This window comes from Paenibacillus sp. PAMC21692 (genome assembly GCF_014303795.1).
In the GTDB taxonomy this organism is placed as follows: Bacteria; Bacillota; Bacilli; order Paenibacillales; family Paenibacillaceae; genus Pristimantibacillus; species Pristimantibacillus agaridevorans.
Window position 1 is genome coordinate 2,051,441 of sequence record NZ_CP060293.1, and the last position, 22,860, is coordinate 2,074,300.

Annotated in this window: 21 protein-coding genes; 13 read left to right on the plus strand and 8 right to left on the minus strand. The window is 53.8% G+C overall.

Annotated features, from left to right (window positions below; translation table 11 throughout):
* The first annotated feature begins 28 nt into the window (after positions 1-28).
* On the plus strand, positions 29-766 hold the full coding sequence (locus H7F31_RS08190) for a phytanoyl-CoA dioxygenase family protein (RefSeq protein WP_187103738.1): 738 nt from the start codon (positions 29-31) through the stop codon (positions 764-766).
* A gap of 82 nt (positions 767-848) precedes the next feature.
* A complete protein-coding gene (locus H7F31_RS08195; protein ID WP_187103739.1) occupies positions 849-1,712 on the plus strand; it encodes an AraC family transcriptional regulator in 864 nt (287 codons plus the stop codon).
* Here H7F31_RS08195 and H7F31_RS08200 read toward each other — a convergent pair.
* Positions 1,679-2,587, minus strand: coding sequence for an AraC family transcriptional regulator (locus H7F31_RS08200; RefSeq protein WP_187103740.1), 909 nt, complete (start codon positions 2,585-2,587; stop codon positions 1,679-1,681). The genes H7F31_RS08195 and H7F31_RS08200 overlap by 34 nt on opposite strands.
* Before the next feature lie 127 nt (positions 2,588-2,714).
* On the opposite strand from H7F31_RS08200, the gene H7F31_RS08205 reads away from it, so the two are divergent.
* The 3 genes from H7F31_RS08205 to H7F31_RS08215 all read left to right on the plus strand — a co-directional run bounded on the left by H7F31_RS08205 (position 2,715) and on the right by H7F31_RS08215 (position 7,127).
* Positions 2,715-3,488: a phytanoyl-CoA dioxygenase family protein gene (locus H7F31_RS08205; protein WP_187103741.1), complete on the plus strand. Its 774-nt coding sequence runs from the start codon at positions 2,715-2,717 to the stop codon at positions 3,486-3,488.
* 261 nt (positions 3,489-3,749) lie between these two features.
* Positions 3,750-5,375 carry a response regulator transcription factor gene (locus H7F31_RS08210; RefSeq protein ID WP_187103742.1) on the plus strand — a complete coding sequence of 542 codons (1,626 nt, stop codon included), beginning with the start codon at positions 3,750-3,752 and terminating at the stop codon, positions 5,373-5,375.
* A gap of 75 nt (positions 5,376-5,450) precedes the next feature.
* A complete protein-coding gene (locus H7F31_RS08215; RefSeq protein ID WP_187103743.1) occupies positions 5,451-7,127 on the plus strand; it encodes a sensor histidine kinase in 1,677 nt (558 codons plus the stop codon).
* Positions 7,128-7,177: 50 nt separating this feature from the next.
* Here H7F31_RS08215 and H7F31_RS08220 read toward each other — a convergent pair whose 3' ends face one another.
* Complete coding sequence (locus H7F31_RS08220) at positions 7,178-7,930, minus strand: hypothetical protein (RefSeq protein WP_187103744.1); 753 nt, start codon at positions 7,928-7,930, stop codon at positions 7,178-7,180.
* Complete coding sequence (locus H7F31_RS08225; RefSeq protein ID WP_087569086.1) at positions 7,920-8,504, minus strand: sigma-70 family RNA polymerase sigma factor; 585 nt, start codon at positions 8,502-8,504, stop codon at positions 7,920-7,922. Before H7F31_RS08225 ends, H7F31_RS08220 begins: the two co-directional genes overlap by 11 nt.
* Before the next feature lie 166 nt (positions 8,505-8,670).
* On the opposite strand from H7F31_RS08225, the gene H7F31_RS08230 reads away from it, so the two are divergent.
* From H7F31_RS08230 to H7F31_RS08260, 7 genes are all read left to right on the plus strand, one after another.
* Entirely contained in the window at positions 8,671-9,657 is a 987-nt protein-coding gene (locus tag H7F31_RS08230) for an ABC transporter permease (RefSeq protein WP_261800346.1), read from the plus strand.
* 38 nt (positions 9,658-9,695) lie between these two features.
* Positions 9,696-10,607 (plus strand): carbohydrate ABC transporter permease, encoded by a 912-nt coding sequence (locus tag H7F31_RS08235; protein ID WP_187103745.1) that lies wholly within the window; start codon positions 9,696-9,698, stop codon positions 10,605-10,607.
* 103 nt (positions 10,608-10,710) lie between these two features.
* The gene (locus H7F31_RS08240) at positions 10,711-12,282 is read left to right on the plus strand and encodes an ABC transporter substrate-binding protein (protein WP_187103746.1); all 1,572 of its coding nucleotides are present in this window, start codon (positions 10,711-10,713) and stop codon (positions 12,280-12,282) included.
* Positions 12,283-12,379: 97 nt separating this feature from the next.
* Complete coding sequence (locus H7F31_RS08245; protein ID WP_187103747.1) at positions 12,380-13,735, plus strand: hypothetical protein; 1,356 nt, start codon at positions 12,380-12,382, stop codon at positions 13,733-13,735.
* 90 nt (positions 13,736-13,825) lie between these two features.
* Positions 13,826-15,574 carry a DEAD/DEAH box helicase gene (locus H7F31_RS34560; protein ID WP_187103748.1) on the plus strand — a complete coding sequence of 583 codons (1,749 nt, stop codon included), beginning with the start codon at positions 13,826-13,828 and terminating at the stop codon, positions 15,572-15,574.
* 270 nt (positions 15,575-15,844) lie between these two features.
* Positions 15,845-16,525: a hypothetical protein gene (locus tag H7F31_RS08255; protein WP_187103749.1), complete on the plus strand. Its 681-nt coding sequence runs from the start codon at positions 15,845-15,847 to the stop codon at positions 16,523-16,525.
* Positions 16,525-17,259, plus strand: coding sequence for a hypothetical protein (locus tag H7F31_RS08260; protein ID WP_187103750.1), 735 nt, complete (start codon positions 16,525-16,527; stop codon positions 17,257-17,259). The genes H7F31_RS08255 and H7F31_RS08260 overlap by 1 nt, the downstream gene beginning before the upstream one ends.
* 666 nt (positions 17,260-17,925) lie before the next feature.
* On the opposite strand, the gene H7F31_RS08265 is transcribed toward H7F31_RS08260, so the two are convergent.
* The 3 genes from H7F31_RS08265 to H7F31_RS08275 form a co-directional block, all read right to left on the minus strand.
* Positions 17,926-18,465: a superoxide dismutase family protein gene (locus H7F31_RS08265; RefSeq protein ID WP_261800347.1), complete on the minus strand. Its 540-nt coding sequence runs from the start codon at positions 18,463-18,465 to the stop codon at positions 17,926-17,928.
* 135 nt (positions 18,466-18,600) lie between these two features.
* Positions 18,601-19,470, minus strand: coding sequence for an aldo/keto reductase (locus tag H7F31_RS08270; protein WP_187103751.1), 870 nt, complete (start codon positions 19,468-19,470; stop codon positions 18,601-18,603).
* Positions 19,471-19,498: 28 nt separating this feature from the next.
* Positions 19,499-20,710 carry an MFS transporter gene (locus H7F31_RS08275; protein WP_187103752.1) on the minus strand — a complete coding sequence of 404 codons (1,212 nt, stop codon included), beginning with the start codon at positions 20,708-20,710 and terminating at the stop codon, positions 19,499-19,501.
* Positions 20,711-20,901: 191 nt separating this feature from the next.
* Here H7F31_RS08275 and H7F31_RS08280 point away from each other — a divergent pair, with 191 nt between their 5' ends.
* Entirely contained in the window at positions 20,902-21,219 is a 318-nt protein-coding gene (locus tag H7F31_RS08280) for a winged helix-turn-helix transcriptional regulator (protein ID WP_187103753.1), read from the plus strand.
* Positions 21,220-21,291: 72 nt separating this feature from the next.
* Here H7F31_RS08280 and H7F31_RS08285 read toward each other — a convergent pair whose 3' ends face one another.
* Entirely contained in the window at positions 21,292-21,783 is a 492-nt protein-coding gene (locus tag H7F31_RS08285) for an LURP-one-related/scramblase family protein (RefSeq protein ID WP_187103754.1), read from the minus strand.
* A 24-nt stretch (positions 21,784-21,807) separates the two neighbouring features.
* Entirely contained in the window at positions 21,808-22,824 is a 1,017-nt protein-coding gene (locus H7F31_RS08290; protein ID WP_187103755.1) for a LacI family DNA-binding transcriptional regulator, read from the minus strand.
* Between the last annotated feature and the right edge of the window lie 36 nt (positions 22,825-22,860).

The window sequence follows — 22,860 nt, forward strand, 5'->3', positions numbered from 1 at the left end:
AAATGATGGATTAAACGGAGGGAATGCCATGAGTCACGCGGTTATTTCTGAACAAGAAGCGGCCTATTATCGGGATAACGGATATTTGCTTCATAAAAAGCAGCTTTTCGGACCGGAAAAAATGAAAGAGCTTAGCGATATTTTCGAGGAGCAATGGGAGTTGGTCGGAAGAAAGCTCAACAGCGAGCTGGACACGCCGCACTTTCGCGACGAGAGATTGCTTAAGTTCCTTCTCAGCGAAGAAGTGCTCGATTTGGTAGAGCCGATCATCGGCCCGAATATCGGCCTCTGGTCAAGCCATTTCATATGCAAGGAGCCTTTGGTCGGAAAGCAGACGCCATGGCATGAAGATTCCGCATACTGGAAGGGAAGATTGAGCCGCTTCGACAAGATCGTGACCGTATGGCTGGCGATCGATCCGAGCAACAAGGAGAATGGCTGCATGCGCGTAATTCCGGGCTCTCACAGCAACGGCTTCTCGGATTACGAGGATGTCGACGGGGCTCAGAACATCTTCGCGACGGAAATAAAAAACGTGGATCCCGAGAAGGCGGTTTATTTCGAACTTGAGCCGGGCGAATGTTCGCTGCACGATTCTCGCATTATTCACGGCGCGGCGCCAAACACAAGCCCTTATCGACGCTGCGGCTATACGATGCGTTACTTTGCGACCGACGCCAAGGTGTTTCCGGAAAAGAATCCCGGTTTTAAAGTATGGCTGGCCCGAGGCGTCGATCTAGCCGGAAACCCCTTTGTAAATGTATAATCGGAACAAGACGAGTCGGCTGCGCCGTCCCTTTGGCGGCGCAGCGCGTTTCGTTCCGGGTTTTAAATGAGGGGGTGAAGCCATGCGGGGCGACCGCGCGCCGGAGCGCTTGCTGGGAAGCCAGTATCTCGAAAAAAACGAATCCTACCGTATCTTCAAGCAGGATGTCGGCGGACGAATCGACACCCATTGGCATGATTTTTTTGAGATCGGATACATCTTGTCAGGCAAGGGCGTCCATATGGTAAACGGAGAACCATTCCCGCTCGGCAGGGGAATGGTCTTCTTGATGACGACGGCCGACTTTCACGAGATCGTGCCGGACGAGGGCGAGACCATTCATCTCTTTAATATGATTTTCAAGGATTCATGGGTGATGCCGGAGCTCGCCGAAAAGATGCTCGAACGGGAAGCTCCGCATGTCTACACCTTGTACGACGAAGACGCCGAGCGTATGAGGAGGGAGTTTGACGGCATATGGGAAGAGTCGCGGGAGGATCGCTTCGGGAAGGATTGGCTGGTTCGCGGCAGTCTGGAGCGGGTGCTGATCCTGTTGGCCCGACAATGCCTGCCGACTGCGGGGAGTTCGACAGCTCGCGATTCGGCAAGCGACAGGCATCCTTCCATAAGGAAAGCGCTCGTTTATTTGCAGCATCACTTCCGTGAGCCGGTGACCCTTGGGGCGATTGCCGCCTACGCCGGATTGTCGGCGAACTACTTCAGCGAATGCTTCCATAAGCAGACGGGCATTTCCTTTCAGGAATACGTCAGCGAGAAGCGTCTTCTTTTCGCCTCCGCGCTGCTCGGCAGCACACGACTGGCGATAACCGAAATTTGTTATGCTTCGGGGTTCAATACGATCCCCCATTTCGAGAAATCGTTTAAGAGGAAGTATGGTCTGTCGCCTAGAGACTATCGAAAACGAATCGGTTCGGAAGGGAGCTGATCGGCATGTCGCCAGTTTGCTTCGCGGTAAGCGGCCGGCGGCATGCCTTTTTTTTGCGTAAAGGAGCGGGTGAAATAATGAACGGACGAGAACCCGACCTGTTCGGCAATTTCCTTAATCGGCGTTCCGGTCCGGATCAGCAGTTCCTCGGCTGCGCGAATGCGTTCGTTCCGTACGGTTGTCGTATAGGATTCCATGATGTTCTCGGCGAACAGCCTCGACAGATGCCTCTCGGACACATTTAAGAGGCGGGCGACTTGCTGCTGGGAGAGATCGCCTGCCAGATTGTCGCGAATATATTGTTTGGTGCGCTGCACGAGGAACGAGGAGTCGGTCCGGACGGGCGGGCGATTCGATCTGCTAGCAACGCCGAACATATCCGGGAACGAAGCGAGCAGCGAATGCGCAAGCGCAGGAAGAACGCCGGCGGGTAAGGCGCCGGCGTACGATTCCGGTACGAGAAGGGACCTCCACAATCCCGCGACAGGGGAGCTCGACTGATTATCCATCCAGACCTCTCCTTGCCCAAGCGCATCCAGGTAGGATGAGAGCTCGGCCGGATCCGACTGCTTCTCGTCCGGTTCGAACGCGACGTACAGCAGATCAAGCTCGTTTACATCCCTGATTTGGTGGACGACGCCGGGCCTGGAGCAGAACAACACGCCTTCATGCAACGAATATTCCCTATCGCCTTCGGTATAAATCCCCGTTCCGCCCTCGACGTAACAGATTTCGAAAAACGAATGCTTGTGTACCGGATTGGCCACCAGGTGCCGGGAAACTCCCCAATAATGCACATGAAAGGTGAGCCGTTCGCCCTGCAGCAGTCCGGCTTGCCGGTTAAGTCTTTCCTGGCTTTGTTGCCACTGAAACATATCAATCCGACCTCCCTTGGCGGAATTTTGCAAAAAGGCGTCCGATAGGTGCAAATACGATTTATGTATAGAATACCTATAATGAACGTAGATTGCATCCTATATTTGCGAAGGAGAAGGATCAGATATGAATCAGGCCGATGTACAATTTTACAAAGAGAACGGGTATTTGCTAGTGAAAGGCGTCTTCTCTATGCAAGAAGTGGAAGAGATGAGGACGGCCGTCGAGAACATTATTCAGAGAGCGGCACGCGCAAAGGCCGATGCCAATCACGCGTGGCAGGGCGACTATCTGGAGCCGGAGCAATTAAAGAAGCTGGTTCTGAAGGGGTTTCACGACGTGCACTACCATGACGCGTCATTTACCAGGGCCGCGACGCATCCCAATATGGTAAAAGCGTTAAACGGCATCATCGGACCGAACGTGCAGTTGCACCACTCCAAGATGCTTGTAAAGCCGCCATCCAATGGGGCGGCGTTTCCGATGCACCAGGATTATCCGTACTTCCCTCACCGCGATCATTCCATGCTGGCGGCGAGCGTGCACCTGGACGATGCAGACATGGAGAACGGCTGCTTGTGCGTGGTTCCCGGTTCGCACAAGCAAGGGCCGATGCCCCATGTCGGCGCCCATTATCTAAACCATAAGGAGCATCCGATCTCGTCGGGAACGCCCTGTCCGGCTCAAGCGGGCGACGTGTTGTTCTTCAACTATCTGACCATTCACGGCTCCGACGTCAACAAAAGCCCGAGAACGCGGAGGAACGTCCTGTTCCAATACCGCGACGCATCAGACGTTCCGACGGAAAATGTCCACTTCGATTGGGGGATGGGGCTGATGATCAGCGGCGAGAATCCGGACTTCTCCCGCGCGAGGCCGAACTACCGCATAGTCGAATAGGATGAAAGAATGACCGGCCTCCTTCGCCGAACTTGCCTATCCGGCAAGCTTGGCGAAGGAGGCTTATTGTTCGAGGAGAACAATGCGGATGATAACTCGTATACGAAGCTTGCGATACATCACGAACTCCATGGATTTCATCATCGTCCTGTGCATGGATTATGCGTTATACTGAGAATGCCAATAGCAGAGCCGCCGTGCCCTTACGTACGGCGGCTCTGCTGCTAATAGACGGGCGTAATCGTACGGGAGGGATCCGATATGTACAAAATTTTGGTCGTTGACGACGAGCCGAGAGTAAGCGCCGGGATTAAAAATGTCCTGCTGTCATCCGAGCTGCAAATTTCTCATGTGGAGACGGCGCTGAACGGCTTCGAAGCCATCGATTATTTGCGCATGGAAACCTTCGATCTGGTGCTTACCGATATCCAGATGAGCCGGATGAGCGGTCTGGAGCTGATGGAGACGATCTATATGGAGCAGCCTCATCTGCCCGTCATCGTCATCTCCGCGCACGAAAAATTCGATTTCGCGAAGAAGTCGCTGAGACTCGGGGCGAGAGACTATCTCGTCAAGCCGGTAGAGCTTGCCGAGCTGCTGCGCATCGTCGGCCGGGTGCTGCGGGAGAAAGAAGAGCACGGCAAACAATCGCTCGAGCGGACAATACGCGAGGGCGAGGAAGAGAGGACCGGCGCGGCGCGGCGCAACGAGCTGCTGCTGGAGCTGGTTACGGAACGGAATCTGGCCAAAGCGGATTACGAGGATCTCATCGACGAGCTGGGCGGCGAGCGGAACGGCTGCCATTACGGCGTCGTCTCCGTCAGGCTGGATCTCAGCAGCGGCGGGTTCAGCAAGCGGGAGATTCGGCTGCAGGACCGCAAGCTGCTCAAGTACGCTACGGTTAATATAATGGAAGAAAGCCTTCGGGAGTGGAGCGGGCTTAACTTTAACGGCTACGGCAACGAGCTTGTCGGCATTATTCAATTGAGCGAGCGGGAGTTGTCCGAAGGGCCGCAGCAGTTGCAGTCGCAGCTTCACCTCATCGGGCAGATCATCTCCATGAACGTGAAGCAATATTTGAACGTCGACGCGACGGTGGGTATGAGTCGGCTGAGCGAGGACGTATTTATGCTGCCCAAGCTGATGGAAGAAGCGAACGCGGCGGCCGAATGGCGGAAGCTGCATCCGGGACAAAAGGTGTTCTATTACGAGGATGTCGCGACGCAGGATAACCTTAACATTACGCAGTGGATGGCGAAGGTGGACGAATATATCGGGACTTTAAAATCCGCGAACGGCACGGCGGGTTTCGTCAATCATGCGGCTATGGTCCGAACGCTGGGCGAGCTGGGTCATTCGGAGGAGCTGACCAGCAGCTGCTTCGGCATGCTTGTCTACCGCGTGTACGGGCTGATTCTCGAGCAAGGGAACGGCCGCGGCGTACAATTGCAGCGTTTCGACCCTGCCGCTTATTTCCAGGGACTGGCGGGAGAGGCGAGGCTGACGAAGCTGGGCGATTATTTGGCGGAGGCGGAGGCGCTCGTCTATGAGCTCGGCAAGGAGCGCGATCAATCCATTCTCGCGCGGATAACGGGCTACATTCGCCAGCATTTCCGCAATCCGGCTCTCAAGATTCAAGATATCGCGGGCGAGGTGCATTTCAGCACGGCGTATTTGGGTTATCTGTTCAAGCGCGAAATGAAAAAAAACCTGTGGGATTACGTTACGGAGCTTCGAATCGAAGAAGCGAAACGTTTGCTCGCGACGACGGACAAGAAACGTTACGAGGTGGCTTACGAGGTTGGTTACGAATCGCCGGAGCACTTTAGCCGGATGTTCAAACGGTATGCGGGCGTCAGCCCCGCCGAATTCCGCAAGGAAGCCTAGGGGGGGAGTAAGCTGCGGCTAAAATACAAGGTAACGATCGCATTCCTCCTGTTTATCGTGGCGCCGTTTCTCGTCGTGAGCTGGATCTCGGTCATCCGTACTTCTAATTCCATGACGGACGAGATCGGCCGGACGACGCTTCAACTCGTCAATCAAAACCACGTCACGATCGAGAAGACGTTATCCTCCGTCAATGATAAATCGCTGACGTTTATGGATAATCATTTTTTCAGCAATACGAAACAATACAGCTTTTGGACAGGCGTAGAGACGCTCGGTCAAATCAGCGAGGCGGATTCCATTTTGGAGAGCTGGTCGTCGGACGGCACCGACTATACCTTATATATGAAAAATGTAGATGGCAGGCAAACGCCTTTCGACACCATGTTCAAGGAAAGGGGCTTCAAATATTTCGGCGATTATATGACGGGACTTCCGGACTGGGCGAAGTATGCGATGGAGCAGGAAGGCGGGGCCAGCGTAAGGCATATTTCGCTGCCAGGCGGCGGCAAGACGATCGGCTTTATGCGGAGCATCCAGAATCCCAAGTCGTATTCCGAATCCATTGGCTTGCTCGTCGTCACCAAGCTGGAGGTGCTGCTGATGCGGGATCTTGTCTCCGTTCAGCTGCCGGAGCATGCGGGGCTGTACCTGTTCAACGCCCAGGACGAACTTCTGATGAAGGCCGGTCCCGACAGCGCGGCGCTCTCGGAAATTCCGGAGGAGGCGAGACGGGGGACGTCGGGATTTTATTTTGCCAAGGAGGGGGACGGGAAGTGGCTGTATGCCTTCTCTCGCAAGGCCGCCTACGATACGACGCTCGTCTACAAAATTCCTTACGACTCTATCACGGGCAACCAATCGGCGCTGCTTGTAACGGTAATGGCGCTGTCTGCGCTGTATCTCGTCTTCGTGCTGGCGTTCGTGCTTTATCTGCTCCGGATTGTCGTGAAGCCTCTGGTTCGCCTGGTCACGATTACGAAGCTGTATGAGCCGGGGAAAAGACTGGATATCGGCAATGAGCCGCTGAGGGCGGACGAGTTCGGCATCTTGTACGGGGCGTTCCTAAAGATGACCAAACGTCTAGATCAGTCGTTCGAGGACAATTACGGCATGCAGATCAAGCAAAAGGAATACGAGCTCTCCATGCTGCATTCCCAGATTACGCCCCACTTGCTCTATAACACGCTGGATTCCATCTACTGGTACGCGCTCGGCAGCGGCAATACCGACGTCGGCGAGATGGTAAAGGATCTGTCCAAGCTGCTGCGGATCGGTCTCAGCAAAGGACGGACGATGATCACGATCGGGGAGGAGCTGGAGCATGTGCAGGCGTACAGCCGTCTGCAGATGAAGCGGTACCCGGATACGTTCGAGGTGGAGTGGGACATCGACGAGAAGCTGCTGGCGTATACGACGCCCAAGGTCATCATGCAGCCTCTGGCGGAGAACGCCATCTTCCACGGCGTCAGCACGATGGACGGGGAAGGCGTCTTGCGCATCTGCATTCGCCGGGGAGACGGCGACGAGCTGCTGCTCATCGTCGAGGACAACGGCTTCCTGCCGGTGGACATGGAGCGGCTCGCCGCGATCGTGCGGGGCGACGCGTCCGACAAAGGCTACGGCATCCGCAACGTGCATCAGCGCGTGCAGCTCCACTATGGCGAAGCCTACGGCCTTCGCTACGAGGCCCGCGAGGGCGGCGGCCTTCGCGCCGTCATCAATTTGCCGCTCAACCTTATTGATGGGTAATACGCGGAAAGACGGCCTTGCGGGATTTGCCGCAAGGCCGTTTCTATCTTTTATGGATGGTTTCGCGCCGTTTCAATGCCCAGTTTTTCAAAATACGGTTGGATTTCCTCGCGAAGGCGATTCAAATCCTTCTGTTCTGCCGGCGACAGACGCTCCATGTGAAGGCTTCCGTCGCGATCCGATACCTTTGCTTCATACTTTTGCATAGCCTGCACAAGCTGGACGAAAGCGGACAACTCCTCTCCGTCCAGCTTTTTCTCGGCCATGGTCAACAGCTCGTCCGCAAATCGATTGCGCTCTTCGGTCTCGCGCGAAGCTTCCGCTTCGCTCAGCTTGGCGAGCAGCGGCTCCAGTCGGCTTGTCCAATGGAGGTAGCTTTCATAATCCGCGTCCGACAATTGCTCGGGAGTCGGAGCTTCGCCGTCGCTGCCGTATTTCAGAACCAGACCGCCGAGGTTTTGAAGCAGCAGCATCAACTCCTCAAAATCCTCCGGGGCCAGGCTTTGCTTTGTTTCCGCCAGCCTTCTCTCCAAATCCTCGTAACGCTGGGCATTCAAGCCTATTCCCTCGGCTTGCTTCTTTGAACCGTAGATCGTATCGGCCCAATACGTATACCCGGCGTAAGCACCCGTCGGAATCAATAGCGCGGCGGATAAAACTCCCGCGATCAACCATTTTTTCATAGGTTTGCTCCTATGCCCAATCTGTTTTTTCCAAATGGATTCTTCGAGATAGACCGGCGGCTCCGTTTGTTCCAAAGCGCGCAGCCGCAATTCCTCCCTGAGCTCCCGTTCAAGATTCATGCAGTTCCTCCACCTTTCCCGTTCGAAATAACCCGAGCTGCCGCTTGCGGCGCAATGTTTGCAAAGCGGCATGAATACGCGATTTGACGGTGCCCAGGGGAATGCCTAGAATCAGGGCGATCTCCTCCTGCGTGTATTCGTGAAAATAATGCAAAATAACAGTCTGCTTCAGCTTGTAAGGAAGCTTCTCCACGTTTTGCGCCAAGGAGTTACGGGATAGCCGATCCGTAATGTCGCCGGAAAAATCGTATTCCGCCGTTTGCTGCACCGCTTCCGCTTTTTTTGCAATTCGAAGCTGCATCCACCTCTTTCTTCGATGATTCCTGATTTGCCGCATCGCAATGCCCATAAGCCAAGGCCGAAAAGGCCGGGCGGGATCATAGCGTGGAAAAGAACGGAACATCGCCAAATAAATATCCTGAACGACGTCGTCCGCCTCGGATGCTTCGCGGACCAGGAAGCGAACGGTCTGGTAAACCTCCCTGACGGTTTCCGAATACAAGCGGCTATAAGCTTCACGGCTGCCGGCCAGCGCTTCGGCCGCGAGCTTTGAATGTTCGATGGAGCGTTCCATCCGTTGTCCCTCCTTCTCTCTGCACTCTTTATTGGGGCTTGCATCGATTTCCGTTCGATTTATTTTTGAAAGACAACTCATTATCCATCACATTCATCAAGGAATAGATCATCGCTCTATGACCGTCCGCATCCTATACTAGGTTCATGAGAGAGGAAGTGGACACATGGAGAAATCGATGAGAGAGCGGGTCGGCTCGGCCTCGGAGGCGATGCCCAGGAAAAAGCGAACCGGGTTCGCGCTATGGCTGCATCAAATGTGGAAATATAAATATTTGACGTTCATGCTTCTCCCTACGGCATTGGTCATTCTGGTACACAGCTATCTTCCGATGTTCGGCGTGTTTATCGCCTTCAAAAACATTAATTATATCGACGGCATCTTCGGAAGCCCTTGGGTGGGAACCTCCAACTTCGACTTCCTGTTCTCGTCGGGCTCGCTGATCCGCATTACGAGGAACACCATTTTGTACAGCCTGGCGTTTATGGCCGTCAATCTCGTTTTGTCCGTCGGCATCGCGGTCGCGATTAACGAGCTGCGCAGGAAGTTTCTGGCGAAGAGCTATCAGACGTTCATCATCATGCCCAACTTCTTGTCCATGGTCGTCGTCAGCTACCTGGTGTACGCGTTCCTGCATCCCGACTTCGGCTTTATGAACATGACGGTGTTAAAGTGGTTCGGCATCGATCCCGTCTACTGGTACACGGAGAAGGCGTATTGGCCTTACATTCTGATTCTGGTTAACGCCTGGAAGGGCGTCGGCATCGGCGCGGTCATCTATATCGCGGCCATCGCCGGCATCGATCCCGAATATTACGAGGCGGCCATTATCGACGGAGCGTCCAAGTGGAAACAAATGATTCATATTACGCTGCCGTCCATCCAGCCGATTATTATTATCATGACGATTCTATCCATGGGCAGCATCTTCAGCGCGGACTTCGGCCTCTTTTATCAAGTGCCGCAGGATTCCGGAGCGTTGTATCCCGTCACCGACGTCGTCGATACCTACGTATACCGCTCGCTGATGAAGATGAACGATATCGGCATGTCCTCAGCGGCGGCGCTTGTGCAAGCGGTAGTCGGATTTATTATGGTCATCGCAACCAACGCGGCCGTACGCAAAATCAACAGGGAACAAGCGTTGTTCTAACGCTAAGTGCCGCGAAGACACTACGAGAGGTGAACCTTATGCTAAGTCGAACGAGCCGAAGAGAGAACAGTCTCGCTCCGTTCTCGAGCGCTATCCTTAATATGGCTTTTATTATCCTGTCGCTGATTTGTTTGCTGCCCGTCTTGCTTGTCATCATCGTCTCTTTTACGCATGGCGATTCCATTTTATCAAATGGCTACAGCTTCTTGCCAAGCCGATTCTCTCTGATCGCTTACGATTCCTTGTTTAAGGATTACGGGATGGTGTTCGGCGGCTATGCGGTCAGCATCGGCATTACCGTGGCAGGCACCGTGCTCAGCGTCATGCTGATGGCGCTGTACGCCTACCCGATCTCGAGGAGCGATTATCCTTACCGCAACGCATTTACGTTTTTCCTCTTCTTTACGATGTTGTTCAACGGCGGCATCGTGAGCCGTTACCTCGTTTATACGCAGGTGCTTGGCATCAAAGATTCTTATATGTCGCTTATTCTGCCGCTCTTGATCGTGCCGTTTAACGTCATCATCATGAGGACGTTTTTCCAGACGACGATCCACCCGGCTCTCATCGAATCCGCGAGAATCGACGGGGCCGGCGAAATAAAAATATTCGTCCGCATCGTGCTGCCGCTTTCGTTGCCCGTTCTGGCGACTATGGCTTTGTTCAGCACCATTAATTACTGGAACGACTGGTTCAACGCCCTGCTCTTTATATCGAGCGAAGACAAGTATCCGCTGCAATATTTAATGATGAGGGTATTAAACGACGTACAGTATTTGCGAAACAACGTCGAGCTGGCCGCGCAGAATCCGACCTTGATGCAGGAGCTGCCAAATGAATCGCTGCAGATGGCGATGGCGGTCGTCGGAATGGGGCCGATCCTGCTCGTGTATCCGTTCTTTCAGAAGTATTTTGTCAAAGGTTTGACGGTGGGCGCGGTCAAAGGCTGATCCGCCGATCATGTTGGTAGCTTCGATCACCGCCTTAGGCGCCTTGGGGGGCGATCGTTCTATATAAGCAAGTTGACGTTTCTCACTAACGAGGAGGGTAAACATGAAACAAAGAAAACGGGGTATGCATATTCTGATCGCGCTTGGACTGCTTATGACGATGTTCCTGCAAGCTTGCTCGGGCAACGGCGGCACGCCGGAACCGACGCAAAGCGCTGAGGCGACAAAAGCGCCGGCAGCAACGGAAGGGGCGAAGGAGCCCGAGCTCGAGCCGTATGAGGTATCTATCACATACCATGGTAAACCGGAGCGCGACGTTGCATTGGTCGAAGAGAAGCTGAACGAGTTTTTTAGAGAAAAAATTAACGCTACCGTGAAGCTGAATCCGATTGTAGGAGCCGAATACAAACAAAAAACGGAGCTGATGATGAACAGCGGCGAGAAGATGGACCTTGTGTTCACGGCTTCATGGCTGGACTTCTTCTCCAATGTAACGAAGGGCGCATTTATCGAGCTGGACGAACTGCTGGAGCAGTATGGCGCGGGCATTAAGGAACAGTTGAATCCGCTCTATCTGGAAGCGCCGCGCCTGGACGGCAAACTGTACGCCGTTCCGACGAACAAAGAAATTACGCAAAGCCGTGCTATTACGATGCGCAAAGATATCGTCGACAAGTATCAAATCCCGCTGGAATCAATCAAAACGACAGCGGATCTCGAACCGTGGATGAAAGTCATCAAAGAAAGCGAGCCGGACATCATCCCGAACTTTGTATCCGGCGGCGGCGGCGACGGCGCCATGTACGAGCAAAACTCCAACTACCGTCCGGTTGGACCGACTCCTGGCAAGCTGGCCTTGTTCTTTTACGATTACACGAAGTCGGACAACATCAGCATCATCTCCGCGCTCGACCAGCAGATCGTGGATATCAACAAATCCGAGTTCGAACGCGCCCGCAACTGGTATGAGCTGGGCTACACGAATAGCGATGCGGCGACTTCGAGCACGAATATCGGAGATGTGCGCAAGCAAGGCAAGATCTGGTATCAAAACGCGGTTTGGAAGCCGGGCGCGGACATCGAACTTAATCTGTCCACGAACAACCAGTTCGAATTTATATCGAACGTCATCGACGAACCTCTCGTTACGACGGATCTGACGACAGGCTCCATGTTCTCCATTTCCCGCACGTCCAAGGATCCGGCGCGCGCCATGATGGTGCTGAACTATCTGCATACCGACCCTTACGTGGTCAATCTGATCGTTAACGGCATAGAAGACGTGCATTACAAAAAAGCAGGCGATAACCGCATCGAGCCGATCGCGGATTCCGGCTACGGCACAAGCGCCCTGTTCTGGGTCGTCGGCAACCAAATGATCAATTACCTGAAGCCGGGTCAGCCAGACGACCTCTACACGAACTGGATCCAGTATAACAATGAAGCGAAACGTTCTCCGCTTCTGGGCTTCGTCTTTAAGGATACCAACGTAAAAAATGAAATTACGCAATTGACCGCGATCGCGACGGAGTACAAGGCGATCAGTACGGGCGGCATTGCAAATCCGGTGAAATTGCTCGAAGAACGCAACCGGAAGTTCGAAGACGCGGGCATTGAGAAGGTCAGAGCGGAAATTCAAACGCAAGTTGACGCGTGGAAAGCTGCGCAGAAGTAATCTTTTGATGGAAGACGGGGCTGTCCCGGGGGTCTTGACCGGCCTCCGCGGACAGCTTTCTTTCTTAGAGAGGTCGTTCAAAAAGGAGAGAAGCCATATGGTTAAACCGCAAAATTTGATCTACACGTTCGTCAGCTATGCCGCGCATTACAATACGCCTTGGGGGAAGGGCGTCGCCGTCGACGGCATCGACCGGACGGCCGCGATCGCCCACAAGCACGGGGTGCCGGTCACCTGGATCGTGAACAAGGGGTCCGTGCCCGTATTGAAGGAGCGGATCAACGATTGGCATGAGCGGTACGGCGATAACGTGATTTTGCAAACGCCATTTTTCATCGAGGATTGCGGAGCGGACAAGTCGGTGTTCAAGTCGAAGCTGGAAGAGGCGTGGGCCATCGTGGAGAGTGCCTTCCCATGGGCAAAGACGAAGGTAGCGGGGCGAGGCAAAATCTGCAACGAGGTTATCGAAATTCTGGAGGAGCTTGATTTCCAGGGAATGTGGGGATACTGCTGGGAGCAGGTATGGTGGGACGGCATTACGCATAAGGGCATTCCCTGGGGCTCCTGGTACGTAGACGGCAAGCGTTACAAAGCGCCTCATTCCGGCAAGGGCAAGGTTGTCGCTTGCGAATGGACGGCTCGGGATCTGAACTTGACGTACCACTCCCGCAGCCCGGTGATCTATTCGACCGACCCTAACGACGTGCTGAGAGCGGGCTTGTGTACGGGCGAGGACATCGAATACTGGAAAAATCTATTTGCCGATTATTTGGACAATACGGCTCACAACGATCAGGTGTTTTTCCTCCAGCAGCAGGAGGCGCACGAGATGGAATACGGCGAGCGCTTTGCGGTATTCCCGGCTTCGCATGTAGACGCTTGCGCGGATATGCTGGATCTTTTTTTTTCCCACATAACGAAATATCCCATTACGATGACGACGGTGCCTCGGGCAATGGAGTTGTATCACGAGCATAATGAAGAGACGGCGCCAGCCTATATGCTGACCCAAGATACGTTGATCCGGCCCGAGACGAACGAATATACGTTGACGATGGGCGGAGCAGGCGCGGGGCCGTGGCCGCGTACGCTGCTGTATTACGACAAGGAATGCCAGCTGGCGATCGTGGAGGGCGAATGCGTGCCGAGGACGCTTCGAAGTTATGTGGGCAAGGGCAATATGGCGGATGAATTCGAGGAGAAGCCTCCGGGGCTGTTTGTGACGGACTATGAGAAGACGGAAGAGAGGATTACGCTGGCGTACGAGATCGGCTACTGGAAGCCGATGCCGATGGGGTTGGCTTATTGGGATGATTTGTCGGACTATGAGGTGCTGTCCGTCTCGAAAGGCGTTACGGCGAAGCTGATCGGAGACAGGGTCGCGTTCCTGCGGCTGCAATTGACCGGGGAGCCTTGGAAGGTAGAGCTTGTGCTCGCAAAGAGAAGGAAATAACGGATTGTTCTCACTAGCGTCCCGATTGTGGTATGATGTGAGGAACGACCCTCACCCATACCAAAATACTTGAGGAATGTAGGAGAACACATGAATTTCAATGAATTGCAATTAATGCCTGAAATTTTGCAGGCTTTGAAGGAAGAGCAATTGACGCAGCCGACGCCGATCCAAGAGCAGGCGATCCCGGTCGCGTTGCACGGCAAGGACGTGCTTGGCTGCGCGCAGACGGGTACGGGCAAGACGGCGGCATTCTCGCTGCCGATCATTCAGCAGCTATGCCAGGGCCCGAAACCTCCGCACAAACGCCGGCCGATCCGGTCGCTTATTCTGACGCCGACGCGGGAGCTGGCGATTCAGATCGAGGAGAACATCTTCGCATACAGCCGCCATACGCCGCTGCGGACAACCTCCATCGTGGGAGGGGTATCCCAGAAGGGACAGGAGAGCAAGCTGGAGCGCGGAGTCGACATATTGATCGCAACGCCGGGCAGGCTGATGGACCTGATGAATCAAGGTCTTATCGATCTGTCCAAGGTACAAGTGCTCGTGCTGGACGAGGCGGACCGGATGCTCGATATGGGCTTTATAAACGACGTCAAGAAGATCGTCGCCAAGCTTACATCGAAGAAACAGACGATGTTGTTCTCGGCAACGATGCCGCCGGAGATAGCGAAGCTTGCCGACTCTCTGCTGGTCAATCCAGCCAAGATCGAAGTAACACCGGCATCTTCGACAGTGGATCGCATCGAGCAATCCGTCTACTTTGTCGACAAACCTAACAAGATCGCCTTGCTTGCCGATCTGCTGGGCGACCAGTCGATCGCTTCGGCGCTTGTCTTTACCCGCACGAAACATGGCGCCGACCGAGTGGCTCGCGCCTTGAACCGGGTTAAGATTACGGCGCAGGCGATCCACGGCGACAAGTCGCAGAACGCACGGCAAGGCGCCCTGAACAACTTCAAGAACGGCGCGACACGCGTCCTCGTGGCGACGGATATTGCCGCTCGCGGCATCGACATCGAGGAGCTGTCGCATGTATACAACTTCAACCTGCCGAACATACCGGAGACGTACGTTCACCGGATCGGCCGTACGGGCCGCGCAGGACATAGCGGCATTGCGGTTTCTTTCTGCGAAGAAGAGGAGCTGCCGTACCTGAAAGACATCGAGAAGCTGATTCAGAAGAAGATACCGGTCGTGGACGGACATCCGTACCCTATGCAGGGCGAGGCTGCGGTTGCCGCTGCCGCGTTCGTCGCGTCAGGAGCGGGCTCCGTCGCTGGAGGCAAAGGCGGCTCGAAGGGACAGCGCGGCGGAGGAGGCCAGTCTTCGGCAGGCGCACAGCAACCGGCGAGGAGTCGGCAAGGCGCGGATGCACGGCAGAATGCGAATGGACAGGTAAAGCGTCAAGGCGGGGGACAAGCAGCGAATCCGCAGCCGCAAGGCTCGAAGCAGCAAGGAGCCGGCGGACAACAATCGTCTAAAAGTCAGCAGGCAGCAAATGGGCAGCAGGCGTCGGATGGCCAGGTAAAGGGCCAAGGCAAAGGACAAGCCGCGAATTCGCAACCGCAAAGCTCGAAGCAGCAAGGAGCTGGCGGACGTCAAGCGTCGAACGGACGCCAAACGGCTGGCGGCCAGGGTGGCCAGCAGCCGCAGCGCTCCAAGCCGCATGCACGAGACGGCCAGCAAGGACAAGGCTCCAGAAAGAGGCGTTCGTCCTCAAGAGGAGGGGAAGTCCAAGTTACTACTTTCCCATCGCACGACGGCAATTCTCTGGCTTCCAGTTTATTTAAGCCGTATTGGCTGCCGGCTCAACCGAATAAGCCTAAAAAATAGTTAATCCCAACCGGGCAGCGCAAGGTTCGACCTCGCTGCCCGGTTTTTGCTTTTTTGAGAGTGGAAGGTTAGGGTGCATTTTCCAAATGAGGTGTGTTAAAGTGGGTTAGAGGCGTTCGGCTAGCGTAGCCGAGGCGCGGCAAGCCTCCTATCGTCCGCAAGACGGTCGGGGGGCTTCTTGTTGTTCTTGTTGTTGCCACTATAAAGGGAAAAGAGGGATTCGAGCTGGAGATCAAACTGTGGCCGGGCGATCTGGCAGGAATTGCGACGATGCTGTTAAGCTGGGGCATACTGATAGGACTCGTGCTTCGCCGGTATCGTCGGCAATCGTCCGAGCGTCCGGCTCTATGGAGAGCGCTGCTCGTCGCGTGCATCAGTCTGTTTTCGTTCTCGATAAGTTTTCCTTTGGGAGGCTATGTCGCAAAGCTGGCGATAGTGCCAATTGGCGTGTGGCTGGTCTATTTATTCCTGCCTTGGGCATCCAGGATCCGATATCGTTCGTATGCTTGGACAGGCTTTTGGTGCAATTATGTTTTTCTTGTTATCGGATTGCTAGGGTTCTGGGGTCATGAGCTTGTTTATCCCAAGGATCAACTATCCACTTACTTGTCCAAGATCGATCATGCACGAATCGTCGGCATCCATCCATCCGCGGAGGAGAGCGCGTCGTTGCATGAAGCCCGGTTCAAGGAGCTTATTGATGACTTGAAGCCGCAGCGGCAATTCGAAGAGTCGCTGGATTGGTATTACGAGGCTCGCGACCAAGGCAAGGAGTTCTATCCTTACGCGTTATTGGGAGCAGAGCCAAAGTGGGGCAGCGGCATTCGTTATGAGGCGTACATCAAGTCGGACGGCTTGGGGCTCATTATTGCTCGGGACAATCAATATTACTATTATGAATCGAAGACGCCTTTACTCCAGTGGACGGACGGAAGAGGAGGGAGCCATTGATGAAGCGATCGATCATTGCGGCTATCATCGTGCTTGCCGCCGGTTCGTTTATTTTCTGGAAATGGATCGGGATCGGGCCGACGCCGATGAGCGACAAGGAGCTGGCTGCGCGGATGATTAATGAGTTGAATGAACGGGCGGACGTCTCGGAGGTGCAGGACATTGTCATGCTGGACAGCCGGCATCTGTTCGTGCCGTTCGTGTCGACAAACGGGGATTACGGTATGAGCTTCTGGGTGTGGGACCGGTTCGATTGGGAGATTCGGTCCATCGATAGCGACGGCAACCCTCAAATGTGGCATTTAAGAGAGGACGATCACTCCAAACAATATTTTGTGTGGAACCTTGCCCCGCAATCCAAGGTAGAAGAGCTCGACTTCTATCTGATTCGTAATCGGAATGCGGGACGATCGGACGGCAACGATTTTTACAGCCCGCGCGTACAGATGGAGAAGAGCGTCAGTTTGAAAGACCAGCGTTACGGCGTCAGCCGTATCCCGGACGATTGGATAGATATTCAGAAGTCGGTTCCAAAACAGAAGGGGACGGGAGGCACGTTAGGCATATGGGAATGGAGCCAGACTGGCGTGAAGGACTTTCGAATCGGATACGTGCCCACGCTTAGCGGCGAACTGGAGGCGACGCATAATTCGAGCACTTGGTCGTCGACTTATGGAAATATCCATCTCAGTTATATCTTCCCCTTGAATGAAGACGAATTGGAACATCCGTGATGACAAGCTTCGACAACGTCGAATCGAATTATACAGCTATTAATCATAAATACAGCCGGCGAGTAAAGCGATTCGAGAAATGAACAGTTTCGCTTAGCGGCGCGCTTGTTGCACGATAGAAGGGCGGGAATGAAGGCGAGTTTGCCGTGAGTGGAGAACGGAATAGGGGGATGGCATCATCCTAAACCGACTCCGGGCCACATGCTAAGCCACATGCCAAGCCACATGCCAAGCCGCATGTCGAGCCGCATACCGAGCCGAACGTCGTGCCGCATGCCAAGCCGAACGTCGTGCCGCATGCCACATCGAACGAGAAACAAACAAGCGGAAAAACGCCATCTAATTTATGCGATTTTCCATGGATTGGAGGATTAAAGGGAATATCGCCCTCTAATTGGTCAAATAGACATAGTGGAGCTCATTTTTAGCGGATTAGAGGGATGTTTTCCATCTATTGTTGGCAGGGGAAGTATTCCGGCACAATTAAAGGGAGAAAACACCATTAGTAACGTCACCTCAAACATAAAAGCATCTCCACCGAGTCCATAAGAGACTGATGGAGATGCTTTTTTTACATGACATGTTTCTATATATCCGTGATTGCTCCATACGGCCGAACGTGCTCGACTGCAGTGAACGCGGATGGACACTCACGTCTGACTCTACCTACTTGATCACGCCGCAAGCGATACGCGCTCCGGAATTGCCCGCCGGGTCGGTCGCGTAATCGTCCGCTTTCTCGTGGATGATCAGGGAGGCGCCATCCGCTTTCACAATGGAGTTGGGATGGCCGGGCTGGAGCGTCACGACGGCCGTCGTGATATCGATGGCGACTTTGCCGTTCGCGTCAACCTCGATATTAGGCAGATCGCCTTCGTGGAAGCCCTTCGGATTGTTGAAGCCATGCTGCTTCCCTTGCGGGTTAAAATGGTCGCCTGCCGACTTGAAATCCGGCGCTTCGCATTTGCCGAACTGGTGGATATGGATGCCGTGTTTGCCTGGCGTCAGCTTTTCCGCTTCCAGATGGATCACGACTTTGTCGCCTTTTTGCGTCAATACGGCTTGACCGATCGTCTGTCCCTCGTTATTGATGATCGAGATCGCTTCGTTTGGCGCCGCGCCGCCTTCTCCTGCATGGGCAGCCGCTTCATGCGCCTGGGGATGCAAGATAAGCATCAGCGCCGTTGTTATGGCAAGTAGATTCATGTGTACCTCCGCATACGAGTCGTAGTATCTGCCGCAGGTGTCCAACATACGTCTTCACGTACGCGGCAGCCTAAGTAGTATGCGCGAAAAAAATGGAAACTATTCTCAACGCCCGCAGACAGCGCATGCATCGAATTAGAAGTCAAAGTTGTCCGGGTCCGGTCCCACTCGGCGATTCTCATTAAGCGCATCGATCGCGTCCATCTCTTCCTGCGAGAGGGAGAAGTCGAACAGATCTCCATTCTGGGCAATCCGGACGGGTTTGGTCGACTTCGGTATCGTTACGACGCCATGCTGCAAGTCCCAGCGCAAAGTCACCTGCGCAATCGACTTTCCGTGCTTTTTGGCGATCTGCGCCAAAGTTTCGTTTTGCAGAAGCTGCCCCTGCATGAGCGGCGACCATGCTTCAAGCTGAATGCCTTTTTCGCGTGTATAGGCGAGGAGCTCATTTTGCGTCAGGCGTGGATGGAATTCCACTTGATTGATGACGGGTTTGAGCTCGGCCGAGTCCATCAAATCCCGCAAATGATGGGTCTGAAAGTTGCTCACGCCGATGGCTTTGACCCGATCATCCTTGTACAGCTTCTCCATGGCGCGCCAGGTGTCCTTGTATTTGCCTTTGACGGGCCAATGTATTAGGTACAGATCCAGGTATTCCAGACCAAGCTTGCCTAGACTCGTCTCGTAAGCAGCTATCGTTGCCTCGTAGCCCATGTCAGCCGTCCATACTTTGGAGGTAATGAACAATTGGTCGCGCGTCAGGTTATTCTCGGCGAGCGCTTGGCGAATGCCTTCGCCAACGCTGGTTTCATTGCCGTAGATGGCGGCGGTGTCGATGCTGCGGTAACCTTGGCGAACGGCGGAACGAATGGCGTCGACGAGCTCCTGGCCTTCTTCCACCTGGAAGACGCCAAGACCTACCCACGGCATGGAGCTGCCGTTATGAAGCGTTATTGTGCTTTGAAGCGACGCGGCTGGTTGCTGCGATTGGTTTGCAATCGTCATTTGTATAAGCCTCCAATATATCAATAGTTTAGTTTTTTCGTCCGAGACGGATTGATACGCCGGCAAGCAACACGGCGATGAGAACCATAATTCCGCCAACCCATGGCGTGTGACGCAAGCCGATACTGTCTACGACGATGCCGCCGGTAATGGAGCCGAATGCGATGCCGACATTAAATGCCGCTATGTTCAGCGCCGAAGCTACATCGACAGCCGACGGTACATTGCGTTCAGCCAATTGGACAATGTATAGCTGCAGACCGGGCACGTTCATAAACGCGAACAATCCCATCAGACCAATGGCGATTAGTCCGGCGACTTGATAGGGAATCATAAAGGACATTGCGACGAGAACGATCGTCTGAATGACGAACATCCGGAACAGCGCTCCTAGGGGATTACGGTTCGCCCATCTGCCGCCTATCTCGTTGCCGATGGCAACCGCGATTCCGTAGACCAGCAGCACAAGCCCCACTGTGCCTGGCTTCAGATGCATGACATCTTGCAGGATCGGGGTCAAATAGGTAAAAGCGACGAACGTGCCGCCGTATCCCAAAGCAGTGATGGCTAAGCCGAGCAGCAGACTGCGATTCGCAAGAATGCGCAGCATATCGGCAAACTTGGAAGGCGGCGATTGTTTGAGGCCGGCCGGAAGCAGCTTGGCGATGGCCAGCAGGCTGATTATGCCAAGAATGGCTACTCCCCAAAAGGTAGCGCGCCAACCGAATGACTGGCCGATATAAGTGCCTAACGGCACGCCGGTCACAGTGGCGATCGTTAACCCCGTAAACATCAGCGCGATCGCGCTAGCTTGCTTCTCTTTGGGCACGAGCTGGACGGCAATCGTCGAGCCGATGGAGAAGAAGACGCCGTGCGAGAACGCGGTAATGAACCGCGCGACCATAAGCAGCGCGAAAGAGGCCGACAATGCGGCCACGACGTTGCCTACGATGAAGACAAGCATTAGCGTCATTAGCAATGTTTTGCGATTCATGCGGTTCGTTAACGCCGTTAAGATAGGGGCGCCCACGGCCACCCCGATGGCGTAGCCGGAAATAAGCAGACCCGCAAGCGTGATGCCGATATCCAAATCGCCGGCAATTGATGCAAGCAGTCCGACGGGGACGAACTCCGTCGTTCCGATTCCGAACGCGCTGACGGCCAGAGCGAACAGAGCCAGCGCTCCCGAAGATTGCTTGCTCTTCGTTACCGAGGACTCCCGGATAGCTGATTGTGCCATATCTATGTTCCCTCCCAGGAATAAGTGGAATTCGCAGCGACTAATGTGCTTTCATCATCACATAAGCTGCTTGTGCAGTTCGCTGCATGGATGTTAGTATAAGCCTAACAGTATGCTTTGGTAAGTACGTACTTATAAGTGCTGTAGGCACTAAAAAGTACCCTGCCAAGTGAAAAAGGGAGGGAATCAAAATGCCCTACAACATTCCGGTTGAGGCGACGCTCGATGTGATCGGGGGAAAGTGGAAGGTTGTTATTTTGTGCCATTTGGACAAAGGGGACAAGCGGACCAGCGAGCTTCGCAAGCTGATGCCGAATATTACGCAGAAGATGCTGACCCAGCAGCTGCGCGAGCTGGAGGTCGACGGCATGGTAAAGCGGACGGTCTATGATCAGGTGCCGCCCAAAGTCATCTATTCGTTGACGGAGTATGGCTGGTCATTCAAGCCTATTCTGGACGCTATGTGTTCCTGGGGAGAGACGCATATGGAGGCGAATAATCTGGAGTAGAAAGACCGCGCGGAGTTCGCGCGGTCTTGTTGCGATAATGGGGCAAAGAGGCTTGCCCGTCGCCCTCTTGTATTAAGTGGCTGCGTTGCGAGCACGCTTTTGCATGTTGTGCACGCCCATGACGACCGCGATCAACTCGTAATCGTCAAGCTGAGGCGATCGGTTAACGAGTCGGAAGGCACCTGCCTGGAGCCAGTTGCTAACCTTCTGGAAGGTAGCGACCGTGGACTCCCTTTCATCCAGAATCGTATATTCCTGCGAGAAGGCGGGAGCCTCAATCTGATAGACGCCTCGATGCCCGGCATCGTATTCGTAACGTTTGCTGAACATGGAGAAGCGGGCTCTAAGCACGCCGACCTCGTTTCCTGAGCCGTCCAGCACCTCCCACTTATTGGAGAAAAATCGAAATTTCCCCGAATAACTTAATCGCGAATCATTCCGATAGATCGACAATGTTGCAGTCAGCATGCTCTCCAGATCCATCCTGCCTACCGAATTCCCGCCCTCTTTCATAATATCCGTTGTCCCCGCGCTGAAGAAACGATCGCTGAAATAAAGCTCCATATACATGCCACCTTTCCTACGTTTTTAAGAAACGTATCCGCAAGACTGGCCCTCTACCAAACGGACTTCTAGCAACGTAGAAAGATTAATGGGTTCCTCGTTTAAAATATAGCGTGCCATGTGCTGGGCCGCAATATCGCCTAATTTTTCAAATTGCGTATCCACATGCGTCAATTTATACGGCAAAATAAGCCCCCAACCGTTTTGTACGCCACTGATGACGGATAAGTCTTCGGGAATACGAAGATTCAATTCGTCGGCCGCTTTCTTGACTCCGACAGCTAGCAGATCGTCCGCAGTGAAAATAGCTGTAGGGCGGTTCTCCGTTTGCAAAAGTTTTAGTGCTTCGATATAGCCGCATTCCAGCGTCAGATTCGTCTCTGCTTCCAAAATTTCAAGCTCAGGGAAAGATCGGGAAATGGCAGTTACACCCTCGCGGAGGTCGATCGAAAGCGTCATATTGGAAGGCCCGTTCAGAAAACCGATCCGTCGATGCCCGAACTGTATTAAATGCTCTACTGCTATTGTACCGGCTTTAACGTTATCAACATCCACGTAGGGAATTTGTGCGGTAAGGATACCTGGCCGACCTACTATGATGAACGGAATTTTCTCTGATAAAAGATAAATTAATTCTTCGTTACTGACGGAAGGACAAGTTAAGATCAGCCCCCCGACTTGCCGCTCTTTGAACAACTTCACGAACAACTGGCTGGAATCCTCTCGCGACATGGACGTAAACATCTGCATGATCAAATTATTCTGAGAACAAAACTGGCAGATGGCGGCCGAGAGGGTGGAGAAAAACAGGCTTTGTTTGACCTGATCGCTCGAGAACGGCATAAAAAGACCAATCGATCGAGCTTTGTTGTTGACAAGAAGACGTGCGGTTATATTTGGATGATAATCGAGCGCGTTGATGGCGCGTTGAACTTTGTCCAACGTTTTCTTGCTGACCAGCTCAGGGGTGTTAATCGTTCTGGAAACCGTTTGCGCCGAAACGCCAGCCAATTTGGCAACGTCGGTAATTGTACTAGCCATTCGCGGAAACTCCAATCTATATTTGGCATCGTTAAC

What these genes read in the sequence shown, in the direction of transcription:
- H7F31_RS08190 (WP_187103738.1), top strand. Translation starts at nt 29, where the DNA reads ATGAGTCACGCGGTTATTTCTGAACAAGAAGCGGCCTATTATCGGGAT.
- H7F31_RS08195 (WP_187103739.1), top strand. Translation starts at nt 849, where the DNA reads ATGCGGGGCGACCGCGCGCCGGAGCGCTTGCTGGGAAGCCAGTATCTC.
- H7F31_RS08200 (WP_187103740.1), bottom strand. Translation starts at nt 2,587, where the DNA reads ATGTTTCAGTGGCAACAAAGCCAGGAAAGACTTAACCGGCAAGCCGGA.
- H7F31_RS08205 (WP_187103741.1), top strand. Translation starts at nt 2,715, where the DNA reads ATGAATCAGGCCGATGTACAATTTTACAAAGAGAACGGGTATTTGCTA.
- H7F31_RS08210 (WP_187103742.1), top strand. Translation starts at nt 3,750, where the DNA reads ATGTACAAAATTTTGGTCGTTGACGACGAGCCGAGAGTAAGCGCCGGG.
- H7F31_RS08220 (WP_187103744.1), bottom strand. Translation starts at nt 7,930, where the DNA reads ATGAATCTTGAACGGGAGCTCAGGGAGGAATTGCGGCTGCGCGCTTTG.
- H7F31_RS08225 (WP_087569086.1), bottom strand. Translation starts at nt 8,504, where the DNA reads ATGGAACGCTCCATCGAACATTCAAAGCTCGCGGCCGAAGCGCTGGCC.
- H7F31_RS08230 (WP_261800346.1), top strand. Translation starts at nt 8,671, where the DNA reads ATGGAGAAATCGATGAGAGAGCGGGTCGGCTCGGCCTCGGAGGCGATG.
- H7F31_RS08235 (WP_187103745.1), top strand. Translation starts at nt 9,696, where the DNA reads ATGCTAAGTCGAACGAGCCGAAGAGAGAACAGTCTCGCTCCGTTCTCG.
- H7F31_RS08240 (WP_187103746.1), top strand. Translation starts at nt 10,711, where the DNA reads ATGAAACAAAGAAAACGGGGTATGCATATTCTGATCGCGCTTGGACTG.
- H7F31_RS08245 (WP_187103747.1), top strand. Translation starts at nt 12,380, where the DNA reads ATGGTTAAACCGCAAAATTTGATCTACACGTTCGTCAGCTATGCCGCG.
- H7F31_RS34560 (WP_187103748.1), top strand. Translation starts at nt 13,826, where the DNA reads ATGAATTTCAATGAATTGCAATTAATGCCTGAAATTTTGCAGGCTTTG.
- H7F31_RS08255 (WP_187103749.1), top strand. Translation starts at nt 15,845, where the DNA reads ATGCTGTTAAGCTGGGGCATACTGATAGGACTCGTGCTTCGCCGGTAT.
- H7F31_RS08260 (WP_187103750.1), top strand. Translation starts at nt 16,525, where the DNA reads ATGAAGCGATCGATCATTGCGGCTATCATCGTGCTTGCCGCCGGTTCG.
- H7F31_RS08265 (WP_261800347.1), bottom strand. Translation starts at nt 18,465, where the DNA reads ATGAATCTACTTGCCATAACAACGGCGCTGATGCTTATCTTGCATCCC.
- H7F31_RS08270 (WP_187103751.1), bottom strand. Translation starts at nt 19,470, where the DNA reads ATGACGATTGCAAACCAATCGCAGCAACCAGCCGCGTCGCTTCAAAGC.
- H7F31_RS08275 (WP_187103752.1), bottom strand. Translation starts at nt 20,710, where the DNA reads ATGGCACAATCAGCTATCCGGGAGTCCTCGGTAACGAAGAGCAAGCAA.
- H7F31_RS08280 (WP_187103753.1), top strand. Translation starts at nt 20,902, where the DNA reads ATGCCCTACAACATTCCGGTTGAGGCGACGCTCGATGTGATCGGGGGA.
- H7F31_RS08285 (WP_187103754.1), bottom strand. Translation starts at nt 21,783, where the DNA reads ATGGAGCTTTATTTCAGCGATCGTTTCTTCAGCGCGGGGACAACGGAT.
- H7F31_RS08290 (WP_187103755.1), bottom strand. Translation starts at nt 22,824, where the DNA reads ATGGCTAGTACAATTACCGACGTTGCCAAATTGGCTGGCGTTTCGGCG.